This is a genomic window from Terrimonas pollutisoli (genome assembly GCF_029360765.1).
Taxonomy (GTDB): Bacteria; Bacteroidota; Bacteroidia; order Chitinophagales; family Chitinophagaceae; genus Terrimonas_B; species Terrimonas_B pollutisoli.
In genome coordinates this window covers 1-19,006 of record NZ_JARKNA010000026.1, presented here as the reverse complement: position 1 = coordinate 19,006, position 19,006 = coordinate 1, and the positions used below count along the sequence as shown (strand labels likewise).

At 41.8% G+C, this 19,006-nt stretch carries 13 protein-coding genes and 1 pseudogene; 9 read left to right on the top strand and 5 right to left on the bottom strand.

What is annotated here, in order from left to right; all coding sequences use genetic code 11:
- Positions 1 to 162 precede the first annotated feature (162 nt).
- Entirely contained in the window at positions 163 to 813 is a 651-nt protein-coding gene (locus P2W73_RS24510; RefSeq protein ID WP_276504745.1) for a tetratricopeptide repeat protein, read from the top strand.
- Positions 814 to 967: 154 nt separating this feature from the next.
- Here P2W73_RS24510 and P2W73_RS24505 read toward each other — a convergent pair whose 3' ends face one another.
- Positions 968 to 2,518: a DUF6770 family protein gene (locus P2W73_RS24505; protein ID WP_276504744.1), complete on the bottom strand. Its 1,551-nt coding sequence runs from the start codon at positions 2,516 to 2,518 to the stop codon at positions 968 to 970.
- A gap of 28 nt (positions 2,519 to 2,546) precedes the next feature.
- Positions 2,547 to 3,923, bottom strand: a complete 1,377-nt coding sequence (locus tag P2W73_RS24500) for a M48 family metallopeptidase (protein ID WP_276504743.1) — start codon at positions 3,921 to 3,923, stop codon at positions 2,547 to 2,549.
- Between the two features lie 319 nt (positions 3,924 to 4,242).
- Here P2W73_RS24500 and P2W73_RS24495 point away from each other — a divergent pair, with 319 nt between their 5' ends.
- The 7 genes from P2W73_RS24495 (at position 4,243) to metH (ending at position 16,376) form a co-directional block, all read left to right on the top strand.
- Entirely contained in the window at positions 4,243 to 6,156 is a 1,914-nt protein-coding gene (locus P2W73_RS24495; protein ID WP_276504742.1) for a beta-N-acetylhexosaminidase, read from the top strand.
- A gap of 34 nt (positions 6,157 to 6,190) precedes the next feature.
- The gene (locus P2W73_RS24490) at positions 6,191 to 6,481 is read left to right on the top strand and encodes a helix-turn-helix domain-containing protein (RefSeq protein ID WP_276504741.1); all 291 of its coding nucleotides are present in this window, start codon (positions 6,191 to 6,193) and stop codon (positions 6,479 to 6,481) included.
- Positions 6,482 to 6,721: 240 nt separating this feature from the next.
- Positions 6,722 to 9,958, top strand: coding sequence for an ATP-dependent helicase (locus P2W73_RS24485; protein ID WP_276504740.1), 3,237 nt, complete (start codon positions 6,722 to 6,724; stop codon positions 9,956 to 9,958).
- A 134-nt stretch (positions 9,959 to 10,092) separates the two neighbouring features.
- Complete coding sequence (locus P2W73_RS24480) at positions 10,093 to 11,613, top strand: Ig-like domain-containing domain (RefSeq protein WP_276504739.1); 1,521 nt, start codon at positions 10,093 to 10,095, stop codon at positions 11,611 to 11,613.
- A gap of 59 nt (positions 11,614 to 11,672) precedes the next feature.
- On the top strand, positions 11,673 to 12,290 hold the full coding sequence (gene recR, locus P2W73_RS24475; RefSeq protein WP_276504738.1) for a recombination mediator RecR: 618 nt from the start codon (positions 11,673 to 11,675) through the stop codon (positions 12,288 to 12,290).
- A 311-nt stretch (positions 12,291 to 12,601) separates the two neighbouring features.
- On the top strand, positions 12,602 to 13,615 hold the full coding sequence (locus P2W73_RS24470) for a homocysteine S-methyltransferase family protein (RefSeq protein ID WP_276504737.1): 1,014 nt from the start codon (positions 12,602 to 12,604) through the stop codon (positions 13,613 to 13,615).
- Between the two features lie 40 nt (positions 13,616 to 13,655).
- Positions 13,656 to 16,376 carry a methionine synthase gene (gene metH, locus P2W73_RS24465; RefSeq protein WP_276504736.1) on the top strand — a complete coding sequence of 907 codons (2,721 nt, stop codon included), beginning with the start codon at positions 13,656 to 13,658 and terminating at the stop codon, positions 16,374 to 16,376.
- 50 nt (positions 16,377 to 16,426) lie between these two features.
- On the opposite strand, the gene P2W73_RS24460 is transcribed toward metH, so the two are convergent.
- Positions 16,427 to 17,041 (bottom strand): HAD family hydrolase, encoded by a 615-nt coding sequence (locus P2W73_RS24460; RefSeq protein WP_276504735.1) that lies wholly within the window; start codon positions 17,039 to 17,041, stop codon positions 16,427 to 16,429.
- A gap of 34 nt (positions 17,042 to 17,075) precedes the next feature.
- The gene (locus tag P2W73_RS24455) at positions 17,076 to 17,807 is read right to left on the bottom strand and encodes an LOG family protein (RefSeq protein ID WP_276504734.1); all 732 of its coding nucleotides are present in this window, start codon (positions 17,805 to 17,807) and stop codon (positions 17,076 to 17,078) included.
- 101 nt (positions 17,808 to 17,908) lie between these two features.
- Here P2W73_RS24455 and P2W73_RS24450 point away from each other — a divergent pair, with 101 nt between their 5' ends.
- A complete protein-coding gene (locus tag P2W73_RS24450) occupies positions 17,909 to 18,703 on the top strand; it encodes an exodeoxyribonuclease III (RefSeq protein ID WP_276504733.1) in 795 nt (264 codons plus the stop codon).
- 199 nt (positions 18,704 to 18,902) lie between these two features.
- Here P2W73_RS24450 and P2W73_RS26655 read toward each other — a convergent pair.
- A pseudogene (locus P2W73_RS26655) lies at positions 18,903 to 19,006 on the bottom strand (IS982 family transposase); the annotation flags it as partial.

Sequence of the window (19,006 nt, the reverse complement as noted above, 5' to 3'; positions counted from 1 at the left end):
CAAGAACAAAAGAGAAAAAGCAAAATAAAATTTCACAAGCTCAACAAAGTTTCCAGCTTCAGGCAGAACTCCGAACTATTGACTCCTGACTCCGAACTCCTGACCATTCTCATTTCTCTCTTTCCCGGCAGTCCATTACCTTTGCCGCCTTAACTAAAAAAGATGAAGTTTTATAACTTATTGATAAAATACCGCCTCTGGATTGGCCTTGGTTTGGGAGTGTTGGGCGGTTACGTCAATTATGCTGCCGGCTTCTGGCCTGCATTTCCGCTCTACTTTATCGGCCTCATCCTGATTTTAGGTCATTTCTTCTTCGGGCCGCTGCGCCTGATCCAGTCGCATATGGAAAGTGGCGATATGGACGGGGCTGAAAAAGTGTTGAATTCCATTCAATTCCCCAATTTGCTGTATAAACCCATCCGTTCTGTTTATTATACACTGAAGGGTAATATCGCTATGATGAAACAGGATTTTGACGGCGCTGAAAAAATGATGAAAAAAGGACTTGACCTGGGAATGCCCATGAAAGAAGCCGAAGGCGCCAGCCTGTTGCAAATGGGAATGCTGGCCATGCAGAAAAATGATTTGAGACAAGCGGAGAGTTATATTCGTTCCGCCATTCGTAAAGGTTTACCGGATAAAGAAAACGAAGCAGCCGCCTACCTGCAAATGTGCAGCATCATGATGAACAAAAGAGAGTTTCGTGCCGCCAAGGATTTTTTCCGGAAAACAAAGGCCCTGAAACCAACCACGCCGCAGATCGTTGACCAGATCAAACAAATTGAAAAATATATCTCAAGAATGCCAGGCTAAGAGATCAAGAGAGAAAGAGTTAAAAGAGGATGTCTTCATTTTGGCATCCTCTTTTTATTTGGTGCCATTCGAAACCTTCTCTGTTTCGCCAAAAATAAAGAGACGGTTCGCCAATTGGCGGACCGTCTCTTTATCTCTTTTTCTCTTTAAACTCCTAGTTCAGCTTTTCAAAATGCGCATCCAGTCTCTTTGCTTTTTTATAATAATCAAGAATCAATACCTGGCCTTGTTTGCCCGGCATTACTGATGAACTGCTGGCATCAGACTTTGTATTGATCTTATCGGTTGTAATCTTTCCTTCGTTGTAGCTAATGGAATTGAATGTACCTCCTTTGTAATCTTTACCTCTTACATAGTCGCTGTAGCAAATGGTAAAGGAAGTGTTTTCCTTATTGATTTGTGAGTAAGCATAATCAAACTCTCCATAGGTATACTTCAGCAGTTTGCCGATCATAGGCGTACTGACAAACTCCATCCCACCGGGCAGCTCCTGGGTATTAGCATTCTTGTCATAGATTTTCGCATCTTTTACGTTAAAATCTTTGTCAAAACGTATCAATACCATGTCGGTAACCTTTGCTTTCACTGTACTAATTCCGGAGCTTCTTCCCATGGATAATACTTTCGAGGCAATTCCCAATGCACTGGCCACTTTCTTATAACCCTCACCGATCGCAAAAACATTTCCATCGGCTGTTTGAAAGATATTATGCAGGTACATAAACCCGATTTCATCTATTTTTCCTTTGGCTGTCACATTCAAATGCTTGCCCAGGTCAAGATCCCAGGAACAATATTTTTCACTGGTGATGGCGCCTTTTTCATCAATCCCTAAAAAGGCAAAGCCAAGCGACTTATCTTTTATCAAGTTACCGTTGGGGTTGAAGTACTCGCCGAATAACACGGCCCTTCCATCGCTCAGCAAGGACATACTTGCAGGATAAAACTTGTATTTGCCCTCATCTGTCGATTTTTCAAATACCTGCTTACCGCTCTCCAGGCTTAATCCTACAATAGAAGATTCCGGCTTACTATCCATCAGGCTGCCAAATTTCAGCACTTCAAAATATACGACACCATTATTACAACCGAGGTAATCACCAATGAATTTTTTGCCACCCATTGTTGGCGTATAGGTCCATTGCTTTCTTTTTTCTGTTGAAAAGAAATCTACCTGGAAGGTATAGTCTTTGTCTTCGCGGCTTGGCATATTGGAGATAAAACCTTTGCCTTCGATCGGGTACAAGCCTTTGTAGTTACGCTCATCATCATCATTAGCCAGGTAGCTCATCTCCAAATACCGCTCCTCTTTTTTGGTGAGCTGGCGATTGTAAGTGTACTTCTTTTTTCCATCGGCGCCATATACCTGGTATTCGAAGGTTCTTGCATCATCATTATAAATTAAGAAGATGATATCAGTGCCGTTGAAAGATGACTCCAGCACGGTGACATGTTTTGAATCCTGGAATTTAATGTCCTTGAGTTTGGTCAGGTTGTTATCAGTGATCTGCAAAGTGTATTCATTCGTTTTTCTGTCAATTTTATCACTGACATAAAAAAAATAATATCCCTTTACTTCACTGCCTTCTTTGATGGCGTCGGAATTGCGGAGATGTACCTTGTGCACATTCTCAATCGAAAGTTTCTGGGCTTTCAGGTTCATGACAGCCAGCAAAAGTCCGGCCGCTAATACTAGTTTTCTCATTTGTCGTTGTTTGGTTATAGATTTAATTTTACTTTATAAGGTTTTGTGCCTTTCGCATTTCCTCTTCAAAGCCTTTATCTGTTTTTATTTGCGAAGCGTATTGCTTGCAAAAATTGTAGTTAAGGCTGGCTATCTCATCCAATCGAAGCTGGTCGAGCATCCGCAGTAATACATTATACTCTTCCCGGTAAGCTTTGTTTTCCGTGTCGATTGTTGAACCGAGCTTGTGTTCTTTTTGATTTTCGTACAAGGTGTTGAGACATCTTGCTACCGAATAAACAGCCAGCCCGTTATTTTCCGGCGACTGCAACAACAATAAGCTGTAGTATAAGTTGCGGCTCAGGTTCTTGTCCCGGTAACACTGCTCTGCCATTTCACAGAAAAAATCTTTCTTTAGTTTCTTGAACAATGTTTCATTGATAAGAAATTTTTGGCCGCCGGTATAAGCTGCTAGTGAGTCGCTAAGTAATGCAATCCGTTTAGCACAATCAGGATGCGTTTTTAACGAATCCCTTTCCTTTTGCGTATCCGTCGTCTTGCTATCATCCAACTGGCTAAAAATTGAGGACTGTTTCTGTATCCACTTTTTTTTGAACGGGTATGCAGGGAAATTAAAAATTTGCTGCAGGTCAAGTGGTTTATAGATTAATGAATCATCCACCTTATCCAATAGCTCGAGAGATGATTTTATAGCTCCGCAATCATAACCTGTTTTTTTCATAAAGCTAAAAGCCATCCTATCGGCTGCGGCTTCATTTTCCCGGCTATGCTGGCGGCTTCTAAAAGCAAACGATTTTGCCAACTGTTCCAATTGCCGGTTAACTCCAAACTCCGTCTTTGCTATTCGCTTTAATTCCTTTTGAAAGGATTCGCTATTGACTGTTTCGACATATTTCCTGATCGCAAGCGGTGTATGTTGCAGGTAATAATGTGCCAGCTCATGGCAAAGCACAAATACCAATTCAGCCTCGTTATCTAAAAAAATCAGCAGGCCGGCATTGATCGCTATCGTGCCATCTCCCATGCTATAAGCATTGGGCCAATAGTCACGGGAAAAAATGATACGGGCATCTGTACCCTTTAATTCAGGATTGACAGTAATTATTTTTTGTACTATGGATTGTAAATACTGGTGTTCAACCGGGGATGTAACTGAACGGTCGCTTTGCCACAATGAAGCTATTTCCTTAAACTGCTCTTCATAAATTTTTTTATAATCGGCCGCATATTCTTTCTGAATATTCCCTAAAAAAATTGTTTTCTTTTTTGCTGATTGTTCGTAGTAATTATTCTTTAAAATTTTATCATCCTGCTGAAAGGAATAGACGGTGTTTAGCTGCGCAGGGGAAGGAAGCGACCGGGAAAAAATAAAGAGGAGAAAAATAGCTGCATTTCCGTAGGACATGTTGGCCAGAGGTTTAAACGGTGGAACGCTCAAATATATACCAGGAGCAGGATAAATCAAAGCCAGGCCAGGGGGGAATTCAAAGAAAAATTTTATTTACAACACTCCATACATACATATTTTTTGTAACCTGTTCTTTATGATCAAATAGTTATCTTGTAAACTATTTCAAAAAATAACGAATGATGAAATGGCCATGACGATGCTCGTCCCCAACAGTAGATGATTATTTGGCGAAACAAAGTTCGATGAGGCCAAAATAAAATAACAAATGAACTCATCAATTCCATATGGCTAAAAAGCAATAACAAATAAACATATGAAAAAAATCTTTCTGTTCTTATTGGCTTACAGTTGCTTTGTCGCCAATTCACAACCGGGTAGTGGTGATATTGCTTTGATTCCTCAACCGGTGTCTCTCGTAAAGCAAACAGGTTCTTTTGTTTTGCCTGATCCGCTGACAGTGTACGTTGGAAAAAATCCTGAAGTAAAAAAAATAGGAACCCGGCTTGCTGAAAAAATCGGCCTGGTGACTGGCCGCAAAATTGAACTAAGTGAAAATGAAAATGCACAGGCCACAGGAATCAATTTAGTATTGTCAACAGGCAAGTCGATACCTAAAGAAGGTTATACATTGGATGTAAAAACAACACATGTAGTATTGGAAGCAGCAGAACCTGCCGGCTTATTTTATGGATTGCAAACATTATTTCAATTATTACCAAAAGAAATTGAAAGCACAAAAAGAGTGCAGAAAGAAAAATGGGAAATTCCTGCCGTACAGATCACCGATCATCCACGCTTTGGCTGGCGGGGTTTAATGCTGGATGTATCCCGGCACTTTTTTACCAAGGAACAGGTAAAGCAGTTTATCGATGATATGGTGAAATATAAATTCAACCTGCTGCACTGGCATCTTACGGACGACCAGGGCTGGCGCATCGAAATAAAAAGTTTGCCCAGGCTTACATCAGTTGGTGCATGGAGAGTTGATAAGACGGGAAGGTTTAACACATTCTCCAAGCCAGAACCCAATGAACCAAAGACCTATGGTGGTTTTTATACACATGAAGACATCAAGGAGATCGTTCAATACGCAAAAGATCGTTTTGTAGATATTCTCCCGGAAGTGGATGTTCCCGGTCATAGTTTGGCTGCTATCGCAGCTTATCCCGAATTGACAACCTGCACGCCGGGTAAGTATGAAGTGAATTCCGGTGAGCCATTTATGGTTTGGCCTCCCAGTGGTCATTTTTATGGTTTGATCGACAACTCGCTTTGTCCCGCCAATGAAAAAGTTTATGGATTTATGGATAAGGTGTTTACGGAAGTAGCACAGCTATTTCCATTTGAATACATCCATATGGGTGGTGATGAAACGGCCCGCAATTTTTGGGAAAAGAGTGAACCCATCAAAGCACTGATGAAAAAAGAAAAACTGAAGAACCTGGACGAAGTACAAAGCTATTTTGTAAAAAGAATGGGGAAGATCATCGAATCAAAAGGAAAGAAAATGATCGGCTGGGATGAGATTTTGCAAGGCGGCCTCGCCCCGGGTGCTGCGGTAATGAGCTGGCGGGGTGCACAGGGCGGTGTGGAAGCTGCAAAGCTGGGTCATGAAGTGGTGATGAGTCCTAATGACTTTGTCTACATCGACCTGATGCAGGGTGATGCCATTATCGAACCCCCGGTTTATTCATCGATACGTTTAAAGAAAACCTACCAGTTTGAACCCTTACCCGAAGGTGCTAATCCTGCTTTGATCAAAGGTGGACAGGCAAACCTGTGGACAGAGCAAGTCTATAATATGCGGCATGCGCAATATATGACCTGGCCCAGGGCTTTTGCTGTGAGTGAGATCTTGTGGTCACCCAAAACAGAAAGAAACTGGAATGGCTTTGTGTCAAGAGTGGAAAAACATTTTGAACGTTTTGATGAATCACAAACCAAGTATGCGCCCAGCATGTACGATCCCATTTTTGAGGTCAGCAAAAAAGACAGCAGCACGGTGATCGTAAAAATGAGTACTGAAGTAGACGGCCTGGATATACATTATAGTTTTGACAATTCATTTCCTGATCAGTTTTATCCAAAATACATTGCGCCACTCACTGTTCCCAAAGATGCGGGCGCCATGAAGGTGATTACTTACCGGAATGGTAAGCCGGTCGGCAGGATGATTGTGATGCCGAGAGAGGAATTAAATAAAAGGGCGAAGATCAAGGCCCCCTAAATCCCCCGAAGGGGACTTTAAAACCGCCAAAAGAATGGAACTAAAAATAATTAAAACAAAAAAGCAATACCAGCAATATCTTGACTGGGTGGATGAACTTTTTGACAAAAAGGTGAAACCTAGTACTCCGAAAGGAGAAAAATTGCAGGTAGCCTTGTTGTTGATAAAACAGTATGAGGATGCTCATTACCCCGTTCCAGTTCCGGATCCGATAGCGGTCATTAAGCTAAAAATGCTTGAAAAAGGACTAAAAAATAAAGACCACGTAGGAAAAGTAGGCACGAAGGGATATGTTTCCGCTCTTTTAAACAAACAGAAACCCTGACTTTGGAATTAGCCAAACTGTTTCATCGTGAACTGAATATTCCGGCTGAAGTTTTATTGTCCTGAAAGTAAATCGTGGGTTCTCCGAATCGGGATTACAATCAGATTGGCCGAATGCCGGGAGAGGAATTAAATAAGCGAGCCAAAATCAAGTAACTAATAAATTTCAACAGGCAAGGAGATAAACTTTATCTCCTTTTTTTATGGCTGCCAGTGCCCTGATCACCTGTAAATTTGCAGGATGGCTGGTTCATCCGCTTCAAGGATTGAAGCAGATGATGCGTTTCAACAAACTTACAAATACGGCTATCAAAATTTTATCATGTCGCTGAATAAAGAAAGACTGGAGAAAAAGTTTGCGGAAGAGTTTGCAAAGCTGAACGAACAGCAAAAATTAGCTGTGGAAACGATTGAAGGACCTGTAATGGTTATTGCGGGGCCCGGCACCGGTAAAACACAAATACTGGCAAGCCGCATTGGCAAAATATTATTGGAAACAGATGCGCTACCGGAAAATATTCTTTGCCTTACCTATACCGATGCAGGTGTGGTGGCCATGCGAAAAAGGTTGCTGCAATTTATCGGGCCGGATGCGTATAAAGTAAATATTTATACGTTCCATGCTTTTTGTAATGATGTGATCCAGGAAAATCTTTCCCTGTTTGAAAAAACGGCGTTGGATCCCATTTCGGAATTGGAGCGAATTGAATTATTTAAACAACTCATCGATTCCTTTCCAAAAAACCACCCGTTGAAACGCTATCGTGGTGATGTATATTTCGAGATCAATAACCTGCAATCACTTTTCAGTACGATGAAGAGGGAAGGCTGGACGCCTGAGTTCGTCAACGCAAGCATTGATAAATACCTGGCCGATATTCTCACCCGGGATGAGTTTGTTTATAAAAGAAAATACAAGGAGTTTCAACCCGGCGATCTGAAAAAAGACAAGATCGAAGAGCAAAAAGAAAAAATGGAAAAACTCCGGGCGGCGGTGAATGAGTTTGATGGCTTCCAGCAAATGATGCGCAAAAAGAATCGTTATGATTTTGATGATATGATCAATTGGGTAATCAGGGCTTTCGAGGAAAATAAAAACCTGCTCGCCAATTACCAGGAAAAATATCAATACATATTGGTAGATGAGTTCCAGGATACCAGTGGTACGCAAAACCGGATTGTTGAATTACTGATCAATTATTGGGATAAGCCCAACGTATTTGTTGTAGGCGATGATGACCAGAGCATTTATCGTTTCCAGGGCGCTAACGTTGAAAACATGATTGGGTTTGCCGACAGCTATAAGGATAGCCTTCTAACAGTGGTGCTCACCAATAACTACCGATCAACGCAACCCATACTCGACATCTCGAAAACATTGATTGGCCGCAACCAGGAAAGACTGGTAAAACAATTGCCCGGCCTGAGCAAAGATCTCCTTTCGTCCAATCTTCGTATCAATCATTTCACACATCCACCGCTCATCCGGGAGTATGAAAACCAGCAGCAGGAAATGATTGCTATTACCCTGCAATTACAGGAACTGGTACAAAATGGGATACCGCCCGGAAAAATCGGCGTCATCTATAAAGAAAATAAATATGGCGAAGAGCTGACAAAATATTGCCAGCTGCTGAATATTCCCGTCTATAGTAAACGCAAGCTAAACATTCTTGAAATTCCTTTAGCTCAAAAAATAATCTTATTACTTCGCTATCTCGCGGCTGAACATGATGTGCCCTATGGCGGCGATGAAATGCTTTTTGAAATTTTACATTTTGACTGGTTCAGTATCCCCGCTATTGAGGTAGCGAAATTGAGCATTGAAGTGGCCGATAAAAAATTCGGGCAAAACAAAACGTCGATGCGCCAGCTATTGACGGAAAAGATCAGTACACCGCCAAAAGATCTTTTCAGCGTATCCATACACGAGGGGTTAAAAAACGCCAGTCTTGTAATCGAGCAATTAATAAAGGAGGTGCCGAACGTAACGCTGCAGGTTCTTTTCGAAAAGATCATTCGTCAGGCCGGTGTGCTGGCTCATATTATGCAAAGCGGGGATAAACTATGGTTAATGCAGGTCATTACCGCTTTATTTGATTTTGTAAAAGAAGAAACACATCGCCAACCGCTGCTCAGCCTGCAACAATTGGTCAATATCATCGACCTGATGGAAAAAGAAAATATCGCTTTACCGTTAACTCAGGTGAGCGGTAGTGATAAAGGCGTTAACCTGTTAACAGCACACGGATCGAAAGGTCTCGAGTTTGAATATGTATTCTTTGCAGGCTGTAACGCCTCATCATGGGAAAAGAAACGCAAACCTGGTGGCGGCTATAGCTTACCTGATACCATGTTTAGCTCCCAGCCACAGAGCAAGGACGAGGAAGAATTGCGTCGCCTCTTTTACGTAGCACTAACAAGAGCAGAACAACATCTATTTATCTCTTTCAGCAAATACAAAAACGATGGTAAAGAGTTGGAACCGTCGATGTTTATTGCTGAAATCCAGGATCTTCATCCCGAATTGAAAACACAACCGGTAACCTTAAACGATGAAGATATTTTCACTTTCTCCTCCCTGCAATTCAAAGAAACGTCACCGGAAATTGAAAGGTTGGAAAAAGAGTTCATAGAACGATTGTTGGAAAAATTCTCGATGAACGTTACGGCGCTCAACAATTATTTAAAATGTCCGCTGGAGTTTTATTTTAAAAATCTTGTCCGTATTCCTTCTCCTAAAAATGAAGCGACTGAATTTGGCTCTTCGGTACACTATGCGCTGGAGCAATTGTTTCGTAAAATGCAGGAAAGCGGCAAAGAGCAATTTCCCTCCAGGCTGGAGTTTATCAATGACTTCGAATGGTACATGCATCGTCACCGCGAAAGTTTTACAGCCGAACAGTTTGCCAGGCGGTTGGAATATGGCCATGAGGTGTTGACCAACTACTACGATAAATACATCCATCAATTTAATAAGATCGTAGCGATCGAAAGAAATATCCGGAATGTAGTAGTGAGGGACGTGCCGCTGAAAGGGAAACTGGATAAGCTGGAGTTTGATGGCAAGCAAGTGGTTGTGGTTGACTATAAAACCGGCGATCCCGAAAAAGCCATTCCAAAATTAAAAGGACCGCATGATAAAGAACCCAATGGTGGTGACTACTGGCGGCAAGCCGTTTTTTACAAGATCCTGGTCGACAATTATTCGGGAAAGGATTGGAAAGTGATCAGCACTGAATTTGATTTTATCGAACCGGATAAAAAGAAAAACTACCGCAAAGAAAAACTGGTGATCACTCCTGCGGATATCACCACTGTCACCGCGCAAATCAGTTCAACCTGGCAAAAAATACAGGCCCACGATTTTTACACTGGCTGTGGCAAAGAGGATTGCCACTGGTGCAATTTTGTTAAAACAAATAACCTGGCTATTGCCCTGCATGAGATAGAAGAAGAACAAGAGAACCAAGATTAATAGATTTAATGGATTGTTAGGAAGTTTTTTGCTCTCTTCATCCTTCTAACCCGGGGCAAATCATAGTTCTGCCGGATTTAACGGATTTTGAGGATATGTTTGATTCCAAACCGCTTAAGTTTGCAAACTGATTTATGAAGAAGCCAATTCTGATAAAAATATTTTTTCCTTTTATCCTGTCAATCCTTTTCATCCCACAAATCCTGGTTCAGACAGGCTGTGCTACTATCATTCCGCCCGAAGGCGGACCAAGAGACAGCCTCCCTCCTGTTTTACGAAGGGCTGATCCGCTGGATTCAAGCCTCAATTTTTCTGACAATAAGATTACCCTTGTTTTTGATGAATATGTCAATGCAGATAATTACCAGCAGGAACTGATTGTCTCTCCCATTCCCGGTAATACACCAACAGTTACCCGTAAGTTGAATACTGTTACAGTAAAACTGCGGGATACCCTTCAACCCAACACTACCTATTCCATCAATTTCGGTAATACCATTAAAGACGTGAATGAATCCAATGTATTGAAAAACTTCACCTATATTTTTTCGACCGGGTCTTACTTTGATTCATTAGCGCTTGCGGGCAATGTGGTAATGGCCGAAACCGGGGAAGTGGATACGACACTGACAGTAATGTTGCATACCAGCAATATCGATTCAGCAGTGATAAAAGAAAAACCAAGATATATTACACGGTTGGACAACCGCGGTAACTTTCGTTTTAAAAATCTTCCACCCGACACTTTTTATGTGTATGCGTTGAATGATGAAGGTGGTAGCTATAGATATCTGAACCCTGCACAATTATTTGCCTTTGCTGATTCAGCCGTCATTACAGGTGAAAGCGCCAGGCCCGTTACATTATACGCCTATGCCGGAAAAGAAACGGAAAAGACAAAATCACCTCCCGTTGGATCAGGAGGAAAAAAATCAACCGAAAAACGTTTGAAATTTTCCACCAACCTGGCTGGCCCCGCGCAGGATCTGCTGGAAAAATTCATCTTTACATTTGAAACTCCGTTAAAAATTTTTGATTCAACAAAAGTTCATTTTACAAGAGATAGCTCTTACACTCCCATAACGGATTACAGCTGGGAAAAAGATAGCACTATGAAGGTGGTCAAGCTGAATTATAACTGGACGGAGAATGTTTCTTATCATTTGATACTGGAAAAAGATTTTGCAACTGATACACTCGGTCAACAATTGTTGAAAGCGGATACCATCGATTTCAAGACAAAACAAAACAGGGATTATGGCAAACTGACCTTGCGCCTGCGCAACCTGGATCTTTCCAAAAATCCCGTACTCTTATTTGTGCAAAGTGGTGCTATTAAAAAATCATTTCCCCTGGCTTCGGCAACATTTAGTCAAAGCATTTTTGTGCCCGGTGAGTATAGCCTGCGCATTTTAAATGATGATAATAAAAATGGAGTATGGGATGCCGGTAAGTTTTTTGGCGAAAGAAAACAACCTGAATTGGTAAAGCCAGTCTCCCGTGTCATCAATGTGCGACCCGGTTTAGATAATTCGTTTGATATCAATGTAACGGCACCGCCGGCTGAGCCACGTTCACCGCAATCACCTAATCCAAACCGCAACCAACCGGGTGGTAACAGGCCAAACACAACCAGTCCTAATCGAAGATTTTAAATAAACAAATCAATCGGCGGGTAAGCCATTCTGTTCATTGATTCTTGTAATTTTGAGCCATGCAATTTTCGTCTTCGTTATTGGAAAATGCCGTTAATGAGTTTGCCAAACTTCCCGGAATTGGAAAGAAAACCGCTTTGCGTTTGGTATTGCACCTGCTCAAACAAACCGTCAATGATGTAGAACATTTTGGTGAAACTATTGCCAAAATGCGCAGCGAAATAAAATTTTGTAACCGTTGTTTCAATGTGGCTGATGGGGACATCTGCTCTATTTGCGCCAACTCGATGCGCAAACAGGAAATTATCTGCGTAGTTGAGTCTATCCGCGATGTAATTGCGATTGAAAGTACCCAACAATTTAATGGTACCTATCATGTATTGGGTGGCGTCATATCGCCGTTGGATGGTATTGGCCCTGACCAACTGCATATCGAAACCCTTGTTAACCGGGTGCAAAAGGAAAAAACCGAAGAACTCATTTTTGCTCTCAATCCTAATATCCAGGGCGATACGACCATTTATTATATTCAAAAAAAGCTGCAACCATTTTCTGTTCGTATCACCACCATTGCCAGGGGAATCGCTTTTGGTGGCGAATTGGAATATGCTGATGAACTCACCTTAGGGAGAAGCCTTCAAAACAGGATGCCAGTTGAAAAATATGTAAACCACTAAAGGAATTCGTGCTCCTCCTACATGTTTGTCATGTCCTTAACCGGCGTTTTTTTTATTAGTGATAGTGTAGTAGATTTGCACCGCACAGGTGGATTTGTTTATTGTACGGCCTGTATAAACAACTGAACTAATAAACGCCAAGAAACTCTCCCTTTTTAGTTTCCCAACGTTTTAGCAGTTCAAAAAAATTATTGATTGGCCAGCGCTGGTAATGCTACGAGGCATTTGTTGCGTCCGCAGCGGATCGCTGATGAGCAGGGAACAGGCAATTCTATCAAATCCGGGGATGCCCGGAACTAAAAACAGTTTGTATGAGCATCAGACAAGAATTGGAAAAACGCATCCTCATCATTGACGGAGCGATGGGCACTATGATTCAAAAACATAGGCCCACAGAAGCCACTTATCGGGGTGATCGTTTCAAAGACTGGCACCTGGATGTAAAGAACAACAGTGATATTTTGAACCTTACTCAGCCGCAGATCATTGAAGACATTCACAAGCAATATCTTGATGCCGGCGCCGATATTATTGAAACCAATACGTTTGCTGCCACCCGCATTGCACAGGCAGATTTTGAACTGGAGCCTTACGCTTTTGAAATGAATGTGGAAGGGGCAAAAATTGCCAGGAAGGCTGCGGATGAATATACCGCCAAAGACCTTTCAAAGCCACGTTTTGTAGCAGGGGCTATCGGGCCACTGAATAAAACATTATCGCTGTCGCCGGATGTAAATAATCCCGGCTATCGTGCCGTTACCTTCGATGAAGTGGTGGACTCTTATTACGAGCAGGTGAGGGGCTTAGATGAAGGAGGTGTGGATGCATTGCTGATCGAAACCATTTTTGATACGTTGAATGCAAAGGCCGCCATCTTCGCTATCAAAAAATATTTCAGGGATACTAAAAAACCTGAGCTGCCCGTGATGATCAGCGGTACCATCACCGATGCATCCGGCAGAACGCTGAGTGGCCAGACGTTGGAAGCATTTTACACCTCTATCATGCACGCCAGGCCATTGAGCGTTGGACTGAACTGTGCGCTGGGTGCTAAAGAAATGCGTCCGCACATTGAAGAGTTATCGCAAATCGCTTCCTGCTATGTGTCTGCTTATCCCAATGCCGGCTTACCCAATGCAATGGGAGAGTATGATGAACAACCGGAGCAAACAGCACATTTCCTCGAAGACTGGGCAAAGGAAGGTTTTGTGAATATAGTTGGCGGTTGCTGCGGTACTACGCCGGATCATATCCGTCATATTGGGGAACATGTAAAAAATTTACAGCCAAGGGTGTTACCGGTAGTGGAGAAAGAGCTGGTATAGTTTCAACTTTCCAGCTTCTACATGCCGTCAAAAAAATATTATGTCAGAAAAAACAATCATAAAACCCTATTTACGCCTTTCAGGACTGGAGCCACTGGTGGTAAGGCCGGAAACCAATTTTGTCAACGTCGGTGAACGAACCAATGTAACAGGCTCCAAAAAATTTGCCCGCCTAATCAGGGAAAATAAATACGAAGAGGCATTGAGTGTTGCCCGCCAACAGGTGGAGAACGGTGCACAGGTGTTGGATGTAAACATGGACGATGCGTTGCTGGATGGTGTACAGGCAATGACCACTTTTATTAACCTCGTTCAAAGCGAACCGGATATTGCCAAGATCCCCATCATGCTTGATAGTTCCAAATTCGAAATCATCGAAGCAGGGCTGAAATGCGTACAGGGAAAATGTATTGTGAATTCCATCTCCATGAAAGAGGGGGAGGAGAAATTTATTCAGCAAGCTATCATTTGTCAAAGCTATGGTGCATCCGTAATCGTGATGGCGTTTGATGAACAGGGGCAAGCCGATACAAAAGACCGGAAAGTACAAATTTGCCACCGGGCCTACAAAATATTGACAGAGCAGGTAGGATATGATCCGCAGGATATCATTTTCGACCCTAACATCTTTGCCATTGCAACAGGCCTTGAAGAACATAACAATTACGGCGTTGATTTCATTGAAGCAACAAGAGAAATAAAAAAACTGATGCCGCTGACAAAAGTAAGTGGTGGTGTCAGCAATCTTTCATTCTCTTTCCGCGGCAATGATCATGTGCGGGAAGCGATGCATTCCGTGTTCCTGTTGCATGCCATCAAAGCAGGTATGGATATGGGTATTGTAAATGCGGGACAATTGGTGGTATATGATGAAATAGAACCGCAACTCAGGGAACTATGCGAAGATGTGATCCTCAACAGAAATAATGACAATAATGAAGCAACGGAGAAACTGATTGCTTTTGCAGAAACGGTAAAGGCTAAAGGAAAAGAGACAGTCAAAGACGAAACCTGGAGAACAACCGCGGTGGAAGAACGATTGAAGCATTCATTGGTCAATGGCATTACCGACTATATCGATATTGATACAGAAGAAGCAAGACAGAAATATCCCAAACCACTTGACGTTATTGAAGGGCCCCTAATGAACGGAATGAATGTAGTGGGCGATTTGTTTGGCGCCGGTAAAATGTTTTTGCCGCAGGTAGTAAAGAGTGCAAGGGTGATGAAAAAAAGTGTAGCCATCCTCACTCCGTATATTGAGGCAGAAAAAGAGGAACGCCGCCAGGCCCATATTGCTGCAGGCACTGTTAACGAAGAAGGCGCAGGTGCCGCTAAAATTTTACTGGCAACTGTCAAGGGCGATGTGCATGATATCGGTAAAAATATTGTCGGCGTCGTATTAGGTTGCAATGGCTACGATGTAATTGACCTGGGTGTAATGGTTCCCACCGACAAGATTTTAGATACAGCCATTAAAGAAAATGCAGATATTATTGGTTTAAGCGGGCTGATCACTCCTTCGTTAGATGAAATGGTGCACGTGGCCCATGAAATGAAGCGCAGGGGAATGAAACAGCCTTTATTGATTGGCGGGGCTACTACATCAAGGATGCATACGGCCGTAAAAATTGCCCCGCAATATGATAATGGCGTAGTGCATGTGCTCGATGCTTCGCGAAGTGTAACGGTGGCGGGTTCATTATTAAGTAATGATCAAAAAGCTGCATTTTTAACCAATATCAGCTCTGAGTATAACAAACTACAAACAGATTTTGCCAATAAAAAATCGACCAAGGAATACTTAACTTTTTCAAACGCCCAGGCTAACCCGGCAAAAATCGATTGGTCGGATTACACGCCACCGACACCAACTTTCATTGGCACAAAAATTTTTGATGGCTACGACTTAGGTGAAATCAGGAAATATATTGACTGGCAACCTTTTTTCATTGCCTGGGAAATGCATGGAAAATTTCCACAAATATTAAGCGATGAAGTGGTAGGTAAAGAGGCTACCAAATTGTATAATGACGCCAATCTTTTATTGGATAAGATTGTGGCTGAAAAATGGTTGATACCAAAGGGAGTGGTTGGGTTTTGGGAAGCGAATGCAACAGCACCGGACACTATCGAGGTCAAAAGTGAAAAGTCAGAAATGAAATTGGAGTCATTACGTCAGCAGATTAAAAAAGCAGCGAATCAACCCAATTTGTCTTTATCCGATTTTATTGCACCACGAGAAACAGGAAAGAAAGATCATATTGGCGCTTTTTCAGTTACTATGCAGGGAATTGAACCGCATATTAAAAAGTTTGAAGCCGCACATGATGATTATAACAAGATCATGATGCAGGCGTTGACGGATCGGTTTGCTGAAGCATTTGCCGAACTGTTGCATGAAAGAGTGAGAAAAGAATATTGGGGATATCAAAACGAAGAAAGTCTTACCAATGAGCAATTGATAAAAGAGGAATATGTTGGTATACGTCCCGCACCCGGTTATCCTGCCTGCCCGGATCATACCGAAAAATACAAGCTCTTCCAGTTGCTGGGCGGCGAAGAGGCTACCGGTATTCATCTGACCGAATCATTAGCTATGTATCCTGCAGCTTCAGTTTGTGGCTGGTATTTCAGTCATCCACAAAGCCAGTATTTCGGCGTAGGAAAAATTCAACGTGACCAGTTTGAGGATTATGTTAAAAGAAAAGGATTATCGACCGAAGAAATGGAAAGATGGTTACGGCCAATATTAGAATAAGAAAAAGCGGGACAATTGCCCCGCTTTTTCTTATGTAACAATCTTGCTACTCACAAAATATTTGATTCTTTTAGTCGCTTCGATAGCTGATGCGGTGAATGAAAATGTATACTTGCTATTCCCATTTCCTCTGCAGCTTTTACATTTCTCAGGTTATCATCAATAAACAAGGCGTTGGAAGGATTGACATTGTAGCGGTCCAGTAACCGCTGGTAAAATTCAGGAAATGGTTTCCTGGTCTTCTCTTCTCCACTCACTACCCGGCCATCAAACCAATGAAGAAAGCTATACCGTACCAGGGCAATATCAAAAAGCCCGGCTTGCCAGTTCGTCAATGCATAGATCTTATACTTTCCGCTTTCTTTTAATTGCCGGAATATCTCTACCGTATCAGGAATAGGCGATTTCAGCATGTCTGTCCAGCGGCCATAATAATCACGGATAGAAGACTCCCATTCAGGGAATTGCTGCACCAGCATTTGTGTAGCATCAACGATTGAACGACCTGCATCCTGTTCCTCATTCCAGTCATTGGTACAAATATTTTTAAAAAAATAATCCCGCTTTTCCCCGGACTCAAAATAGTTTTCATCAAAAACATATCGCGGATTCCAGTCTATCAGTACTCCACCGAGGTCAAAAATGATGGTATTAATATTTGCCATTGATGCAACAAAAATTTAAGTGAAAATATCGTTCTTATCTCTTCTCTAATAATGCCCATGTCCGCTTTCTTCGCATCACCTTATAATTGGTAGTGATATAATGCCGGATATGATCCATGGCCTCCTCAAAGTCATCGGTGATTAATACCAGGCTCATATCCTCTTTTGAAATGGTACCTTTTGCCGCCATCTCGTTCATCGCTTCCATCATCTCTTTATAATACTCTTTACCAAATAATACAATGGGAAACTGTGTCAATGTCTTTGTTTGTACCAACGTAAGCGTTTCAAAAAATTCATCCATGGTTCCAAACCCACCGGGCATAATGATAAAGGCATACGAGTATTTTATCAGCAATACTTTTCGGATAAAGAAATGCTCAAAGGTTACCGATTTATGCAGATAAGGATTACTCTGTTGCTCAAATGGTAATTGTATGTTGCACCCGACTGACTGTCCGCCATTTTCAAAAGCTCCCCGGTTAGCGGCTTCCATGATACCCGGACCGCCGCCGGTCATGGTAGTAAAACCCAATTGAGCAATCCTTTTTCCCAACTCAACTGCCTGCTGGTAGTACGGGTGATCCTCTTTAAAACGGGCCGATCCGAATACCGTAATACAGGGCCCGACAAAATGTAACGTCCGAAAACCTTTTATAAATTGTTTGAAAACTTTGAAGGCAAATAATAATTCATAGCCACGGCTTTTAGGACCTTCCAGGTAGACATGTTCTTTCGCTGGAATAATTCTTTTTACTTTCTCCATTATTCATCTCTTTGTGTGATTAAAAATAAAACATTTCAACACAGTGACTACTACTTTAACAAGATTGCGCAATTTTGATATGCAGTAAAATATACTGTACTTTGAAACAATTAAAACATATCAGCTTCATGCGCATCATTAGTTATAATTTGAATGGAATCAGGGCAGCTATCAATAAAGGCTTTGTCGATTGGTTAAAGACTGATCCGGCTGATATTATTTGTATCCAGGAAACCAAGGCCGCCAAGGAAAATGTAGATCATGCTATTTTTAATTCGTTAGGCTACGAGGATTATTGGTTCAGTGCACAGAAAAAAGGATACAGCGGTGTAGCTGTGTTTACAAAAATAAAACCCACCGGAATTGAATATGGTACAGGCCATACGGTAAGCGATGACGAAGGAAGAGTGATACAATTGGATTTTGGCGACATTCGTCTGATCAATGCCTATTTTCCTTCCGGGACCAGTGGTGACGAAAGGCAAAGTTTTAAATATGTCTGGCTTGATGAGTTCTACGTATATCTCAACCATCTAAAAAATAAATATCCCAAATTGATTGTGTGCGGAGATTACAATATTGCGCATAAAGAAATTGATATACATGACCCCAAAGGAAATAAGAAATCATCTGGTTTTTTGCCGGAAGAAAGAGAATGGATGACAAAGTTTTTTAACAATGGCTGGATTGATACTTTCCGGGAATTTCATCCCGAGCCACACCGCTATAGCTGGTGGAGCCAGCGGTTCCCGACAGTCCGGCTTAATAATAAGGGCTGGCGGATAGATTACATTAATGTTACAGATCCGCTAAAAAAGAATTTGCAGGATGCGGAAATTTACCCGGATGTAAAACATTCTGATCATTGTCCGGTATATTTAAAGTTGAAAGTTTAACGAGTCCGTTCAGGAGTCCGCAGGTTGCAGCCATATACAAGTTTTTTAGATAAAAAAATTACTGCCGTCTGCGATCTCCTGAACAAGTGAGCTTTTATACCATACTTCACCAAAATCTGCTTCCATGACAGGATTGATCATTCTTGTAATTCTGATCCCGTTTGTCTTTCTTATTTTATTAATTAATTCAAGTTGCTAGTTAATTGGTAAGCTTATTCAGTGTAAAAGCCAGAATAAACATTACCAGTTTGAGCAGGAATCCTTTAAAGGTCACTGCGTGTATTTTTCTAAGGAATAGCGCCT